Below are 6,002 nucleotides of genomic sequence, written 5' to 3'. Positions count from 1 at the left end.
TCGCCGCGCGTTCCCATGGTGGCCAGCAGTGCCCGCATCCGAACCCCCGGTCGTGGGGGGTGGGGAGGCGAGGTGCGGGGGGGGCGGGGGGGGGGGGCCGGGCCGGGCTCCGGCAAGTAGGCGCTCCCCGGGCCGCGGGCGGCCTCCGGCGCGGCGTGCGCGACCTCCGACGAACGGCTCCCGACGAACGAGAAGGATGGAACGACCTTGCTCCAGGAACTGCTCTCCGGCCTGCTCGCGGCGGTCGCCTACGGCGTGATCGGCACGCTGATGATGGCGCTGGGCTACCTGCTGGTGGACCTCGCCACGCCCGGCAGGCTGCGCGACCTGATCTGGGTGCGGCGCAACCCGAACGCGGCGCTGCTGCTGGTGTCCGGGCTGGTCGGCGTCGGCATCATCCTCACCACCGCCATCGCGGCCAGCGCCGACGACCTGCTGCTCGGGCTGGTGGGCACCGTCGTGTACGGGCTGCTCGGGCTGGTGCTGATGAGCCTGTCCTTCCTGCTCATCGACGCCCTCACCCCCGGCAGGCTGGGCGACGAGCTGGCCGCGGACACCATGCACCCCGGCACGTGGGTGTCGGCGGCCGCGCACGTGGTGATCGCGGTGCTGATGGCCGCCGCCATCTGGTGACGCCCGGGCGAGCGAGCCGATCCCGATGACCACCGAGACCGACCTGGACTCCCCCACCCGCGCGCAGGCGGAACCCGCGCCGCGCGGCCGCGCCGCCCGCACCGCGGTGCTGGTGGCGGTGTTCCTGTGCGCCGCGTGCGGCCTGGTGTACGAGCTGGCGCTCGTCGCGCTCGGCAGCTACCTGATCGGCGACACCGTCGGGCAGGCGTCGATCGTGCTGTCGCTGATGGTGTTCGCGATGGGCGTGGGCGCGCTCGCGGCGAAACCGCTGCAGCGCTGGGCCGCGGCGGCGTTCGCCGCGGTGGAGGTGCTGCTCGCGCTGATCGGCGGGCTCAGCGTGCTGCTGCTGTACGCCGCGTTCGCCTGGCTGAGCCTGTACACGCCGGCGCTGGTGGTGACGGCCCTGGTGCTGGGGCTGCTGATCGGTGCGGAGATCCCGCTGCTGATGGTGCTGCTGCAGCGGATCCGGAAGCAGGATGCGGGTTCGGCGGTGGCCGACCTGTTCGCCGCCGACTACGTGGGCGGGCTGCTCGGCGGCCTGGCGTTCCCGTTCGTGCTGCTGCCGGTGTTCGGGCAGCTGCAGGGCGCGCTGCTGGTGGGGATGCTCAACGCGGCGGCCGGGCTGGGCCTGGTGCTGGCGGTGTTCCGCCGCGAGCTGTCGAAGCGGGCGGTGCTGCTGCTCGTGTCGGGTTCGGTGCTGGTGGCGGGCGTGCTCGGGACGGCGTGGCTGCTGTCCGACGAGTTCGAGGTGACGGCGCGGCAGGCGCTGTACCGGGACCCGGTGGTGCAGTCGATGCGCACCCCGTACCAGGAGATCGTGCTGACCGAGTCGTTCCCGCTGGACGGCGACCCGGACACCCGGCTGTACTTGAACGGGGACCTCCAGTTCAGCTCGGTCGACGAGTACCGGTACCACGAGGCGCTGGTGCACCCGGTGCTGGCCGGGCCCCGTTCGCACGTGCTGGTCCTCGGCGGCGGCGACGGGCTGGCGCTGCGCGAGGTGCTGCGCTACCCGGACGTGCGGGACGTGACCCTGGTGGAGCTGGATCCGGCGGTCCCGCGGCTGGCCCGCACCGACCCGCGGGTGTCCGAGCTGAACGGCGGTGCGTTCGAGGACCCGCGGGTGCACCTGGTCTCCGCGGACGCCTTCGCCTGGCTGCGGGACGACCGGCAGCGGTTCGACGCGGTGGTCGTGGACATGCCGGACCCGGATTCGACGGCGACGGCGAAGCTGTACTCCGCGGAGTTCTACGGGCTGGTGCGGAGTTCGATGGCCGAGCACGCGCGGGTGGCCGTGCAGGCGGGCTCACCGTACTTCGCGCCGAAGGCGTTCTGGGCGATCGAGGCGACGATGCGGGAGGCCGGGCTGGGCACCACGCCGTACCAGGTCTCGGTGCCGAGCTTCGGCGAGTGGGGCTTCCACCTGGCCACCGCCGGTCCGGCGCCCGAGCTGCGGCTGCCCGCGGACGTCCCGCCGCTGCGCTCGCTGGACGAGCGGACGCTGGCCGCGGCCGCCGCGTTCCCGCCGGACCGCGCGCGCATCACCGGGTTGACCCCGTCGACGCTGCTGCACCCGACGATCCTGCACTACGTGCAGGACGAGTGGCGCAACTACTGACGCACCCCGGGCCCATCGGTCGGCGGGCCCTCGGCGATCACGGGCCGAACCAGCGCTCCTCCGCGGAGCGGGGCGGGGCGGCGGTGGTGCCGGTCATCAGCTGGGTCTCCAGCAGCACGTCCCGCGGCCTGCCGGGTTCGCTGGTGTCCAGCAGCAGGCGGCCCGCGGCGCGGCCCTTCTCCAGCACCGGCTGGCGGACCGTGGTCAGGCCGACCCGCTCGGCGTCGTCGATGCCGTCGAAACCGGTGATGGTGAGGTCGTCGGGCACCCGCACGCCGCGGCGCCGCGCCTCCTCCAGCGCGCCGAGGGCCAGTATGTCGGAGGTGCAGATGATCGCGGTGATCTCCGGGTCGATCTCCAGCAGCTGGGCCGCGGCGGAGGCGCCGGATTCCGTGCTGTGGTCGAAGCGCTCCACCACCGGCACCTGCGCCCAGTCGACCCCGGCTTCGCTGAACGCGGCGGCGAGCGCGGTCAGCCGGGAGCGCTGGACGTGGAAGCTGGCGTTCGCCTGCCGGTGCACGGAGGCGACGCCGTCGTTGCGGCCGCGCGCCAGGCGCATGCAGGACACCCCGATGCGGCGGTGCCCGAGGCCGATCAGGTGCTCGGCGAGGACCCGCACCGCGCCCTCGTCGTCCGGGCCGACCCAGTCCAGCTGGTCGATGCGCGGCTGGTCGCAGATCACCACCGGCACCGGGCGTTCGAGCACGGCGGCCAGGTGCGGGTCGTCGTCGGGCACCGAGTACACGACGAACCCGTCGACGCCGGCGCGGTGCACCGAGGCGACGTCCTCGCGCTCCGGGCTGGCCGGGATGAGCAGCAGTCCGTGCCCGGCGTCCTCGCAGGCCAGCGCGAGCCCTTCGAGGAACTGGATCGCGGCGGGGTCGCGGAACGCGTAGGAGAGGTTCTCGGTGAGCAGCAGCCCGACCGCCCCGGCCTTCCGGGTGCGGAGCGAGCGCGCGACCGGGTCGGGGCCCGGGTAGCCGAGCCTGCGCGCGGTGTCGAGCACCCGCTTCCGCAGCTCCGGCGAGAGCTGGTCCGGGCGGTTGTACGCGTTCGACACCGTGGTCCTGGAGACCCCGAGCTCCGCCGCCAGCGAAGCCAGCGTCGCAGGCCGTCGGGCATTCGTTGACCGAGCCATGGAGGAACCGTAACGGTTCAGTACCCGGCGGTGAAGCCGCCGAGATGCAGATCCCATTGCCGATCGGCAACGATCACCACGAGTAGTCGCATGATCACTTTCCGAACCGGTTCGAGGAAGGGGATGACCTTAACTCGGTTAAGCGCTACGTTGTGCTTAACCCGAGTCAGTGAAAGGTGCGTCCCAGATGTCCGAGGTTGCATACGTCCAGGCATCCCGCCTCTACCCGGGTAACCCACCGGTGCGAGCCGTCAACGCACTCGATCTGCAGATCGACGACGGAGAGTTCCTGGTCCTGGTCGGACCCTCCGGCTCGGGCAAGTCGACCGCGCTGCGGATGCTCGCCGGCCTGGAGGAGGTGGACGAAGGCGCCATCACCATCGGCGGCCAGGACGTCACCAACACCCCGCCGAAGGCGCGCGACATCGCGATGGTCTTCCAGTCCTACGCGCTGTACCCGCACATGACGGTCGCCGACAACATGGGCTTTGCGCTGAAGCTGCGCAAGACGCCCAAGGACGAGATCCGGGCCAAGGTCACCGAGGCCGCGAAGATGCTCGACCTGGAGAAGTACTTGGACCGCAAGCCCAAGGCGCTCTCCGGCGGCCAGCGCCAGCGCGTCGCGATGGGCCGCGCCATCGTCCGCGAGCCCAGCGTCTTCCTGATGGACGAGCCGCTGTCCAACCTGGACGCGAAGCTGCGCGTGGAGACCCGCGCCAACATCGCCGCGCTCCAGAAGCGGCTGGCCACCACCACGATCTACGTCACGCACGACCAGGTCGAGGCCATGACCATGGGCCACCGGGTCGCGGTGCTCAAGGACGGGCTGCTCCAGCAGGTCGCCAGCCCGCGCGAGCTGTACGAGAACCCGCGCAACGCGTTCGTCGCCGGGTTCATCGGCTCGCCCGCGATGAACCTCAAGACGGTGCCGCTGTCCGCGGCGGGCGCCGAGCTCGACGGGCAGACCATCCCGCTGCCCCGCGCCGCGCTGTCCGCGGCCGACGGGCTGCAGGAGGTGACCTTCGGCGTGCGCCCGGAGGCGCTGAGCCTGGTCTCCGGCGAGGACGAGAAGGCCATGACGATGACCGTCGAGCTCGTCGAGGAGCTCGGCGCGGACGCCCTGGTGCACGGCAGCATCCAGATCGCCGGGGAGCCGCAGCGGTTCGTGGTCCGCACCGACGGCCGCACCCCGCCGTTCCGATGGGACGAACGAGCCGTTCACCCAGCGCTGACGGAGTGAACGGACCGCCTGTCCGATCTCGTTGGACGAACGGGCCGTTCACCCGGCGCGGTGGAACAGGGCGAGTCCCGCGGCGCGATAATGCGAAACGTTGTCATGTTCACCACGGTCGGCCCACCCGTTCGAGCACTTCCCCGGTCCCCCCGGCGTACGCTGCACATGACAACGGTTTCCGTTTGCGGTCGTCGCCGAACTCGGCCCCAGGCCGCCCACCACCACGGTGCGTTCCCCGAGGAGTGCGTTCATGACCGTCTTCACCCGACGTGCCCGCCGCGGCGGTGCCGCGCTGACCGGGCTCGCCGTAGTCGCGCTGACCGCGGGCGCCTGCGGCGACTCCGGCCAGAGCACCGACGACGGCAAGCTCAAGGTCGTCGCCACCACCAACGTCTGGGCCTCCGTCGCCAGGGCCGTCGGCGGCCAGGACGTCGACGTCGAATCGATCATCGACGACCCCGCGGCCGACCCGCACTCCTACGAGAGCAGCCCGCAGGACGCGGCGAAGCTCAGCGAGGCCGACCTGGTGCTGCTCAACGGCGGCGGCTACGACGAGTTCGCCGAGAAGATCCTCGGCGCCGGCGGCGAGAAGCCGACCGTGCAGGCCTTCGAGGGCGAGCACGAGCACGGCGACCACGCGGCCGAGGAGCACGGGTCCGAACCGGCCGAGGAGCAAGGCGCCGAGCACGCCGGGGAAGCGCACGGCCACGAAGGCCACCACCACGACCACTCGGTGAACGAGCACGTCTGGTACGACCTGCACGTGGTGCGTGAGACCGCCGACCGCGTCGCCGACGAGCTCGGCGAGCTCCAGCCGGAGAAGGCGCAGGCCTTCCGCGACGGCGCCGCCCGCTTCGGCGAGCAGATCGGCGGCCTCGAAGGCCGGGTGCAGCAGATCTCCGCCACCGAGCACGGCAAGAAGGTCATCGTCACCGAACCCGTCGCGCACTACCTCGTCGAGGCGGCCGGGCTCACCGACATCACCCCGCAGTCCTTCGTGAACTCCGTCGAGGACGGCAACGACCCGTCCGCCGCCTCCGTCGCGGAGATCCAGAACGCGGTGAACTCCAAGCAGGCCGCCGCCGTCATCTACAACCCGCAGACCGAATCGCCGGTCACCGAATCCGTCCGCAAGGGCGCGGAGCAGAATCGGACCCCGGTCGTCGAGATGACCGAGACGCTGCCGCAGGACCAGGACTACGTGCGGTGGATGGACGGTCAGATCTCGGCGCTGCAGACCGCGCTGAGCGGCCAGGCCTGACCCGGCGGGGGGGGGGGGGGGGGGGGGGGGGGGGGCGCCCCGCCCCCCCCCCCCCCCCCCCCCCCCCCCCGCGCGGGCCCCCCCCGGGGGGGGGGCGCGCCCCCGCCGCGCCGGGGCG

General features: G+C 72.4%; 5 protein-coding genes. 4 read left to right on the top strand and 1 reads right to left on the bottom strand.

What is annotated here, in order from left to right:
* The first annotated feature begins 207 nt into the window (after window positions 1-207).
* Window positions 208-633, top strand: a complete 426-nt coding sequence (locus LCD35_RS21580) for a DUF350 domain-containing protein (protein WP_224960807.1) — start codon at window positions 208-210, stop codon at window positions 631-633.
* A gap of 25 nt (window positions 634-658) precedes the next feature.
* The gene (locus LCD35_RS21575) at window positions 659-2,251 is read left to right on the top strand and encodes a polyamine aminopropyltransferase (protein WP_224978231.1); all 1,593 of its coding nucleotides are present in this window, start codon (window positions 659-661) and stop codon (window positions 2,249-2,251) included.
* A 37-nt stretch (window positions 2,252-2,288) separates the two neighbouring features.
* Here LCD35_RS21575 and LCD35_RS21570 read toward each other — a convergent pair whose 3' ends face one another.
* Window positions 2,289-3,389 carry a LacI family DNA-binding transcriptional regulator gene (locus LCD35_RS21570; RefSeq protein WP_224960801.1) on the bottom strand — a complete coding sequence of 367 codons (1,101 nt, stop codon included), beginning with the start codon at window positions 3,387-3,389 and terminating at the stop codon, window positions 2,289-2,291.
* Between the two features lie 187 nt (window positions 3,390-3,576).
* Between LCD35_RS21570 and LCD35_RS21565 the strand changes: the two genes are divergently transcribed.
* Together LCD35_RS21565 and LCD35_RS21560 are read left to right on the top strand one after the other, a co-directional pair.
* Complete coding sequence (locus LCD35_RS21565; RefSeq protein ID WP_304621314.1) at window positions 3,577-4,629, top strand: ABC transporter ATP-binding protein; 1,053 nt, start codon at window positions 3,577-3,579, stop codon at window positions 4,627-4,629.
* 244 nt (window positions 4,630-4,873) lie between these two features.
* On the top strand, window positions 4,874-5,884 hold the full coding sequence (locus LCD35_RS21560; RefSeq protein WP_224961961.1) for a metal ABC transporter solute-binding protein, Zn/Mn family: 1,011 nt from the start codon (window positions 4,874-4,876) through the stop codon (window positions 5,882-5,884).
* The last annotated feature ends 118 nt before the right edge of the window (window positions 5,885-6,002 follow it).

This window comes from Saccharopolyspora sp. 6V, from assembly GCF_020176785.1.
Taxonomy (GTDB): domain Bacteria; phylum Actinomycetota; class Actinomycetes; order Mycobacteriales; family Pseudonocardiaceae; genus Saccharopolyspora_C; species Saccharopolyspora_C gregorii.
The sequence above is the reverse complement of the archived record's forward strand: the minus strand, read 5'-3'. Positions and strand labels throughout refer to the sequence as shown.

Excerpts from the sequence above, each read along its gene's own strand:
- LCD35_RS21575 (WP_224978231.1), top strand. The coding sequence starts at position 659 with ATGACCACCGAGACCGACCTGGACTCCCCCACCCGCGCGCAGGCGGAA.
- LCD35_RS21570 (WP_224960801.1), bottom strand. The coding sequence starts at position 3,389 with ATGGCTCGGTCAACGAATGCCCGACGGCCTGCGACGCTGGCTTCGCTG.
- LCD35_RS21565 (WP_304621314.1), top strand. The coding sequence starts at position 3,577 with ATGTCCGAGGTTGCATACGTCCAGGCATCCCGCCTCTACCCGGGTAAC.
- LCD35_RS21560 (WP_224961961.1), top strand. The coding sequence starts at position 4,874 with ATGACCGTCTTCACCCGACGTGCCCGCCGCGGCGGTGCCGCGCTGACC.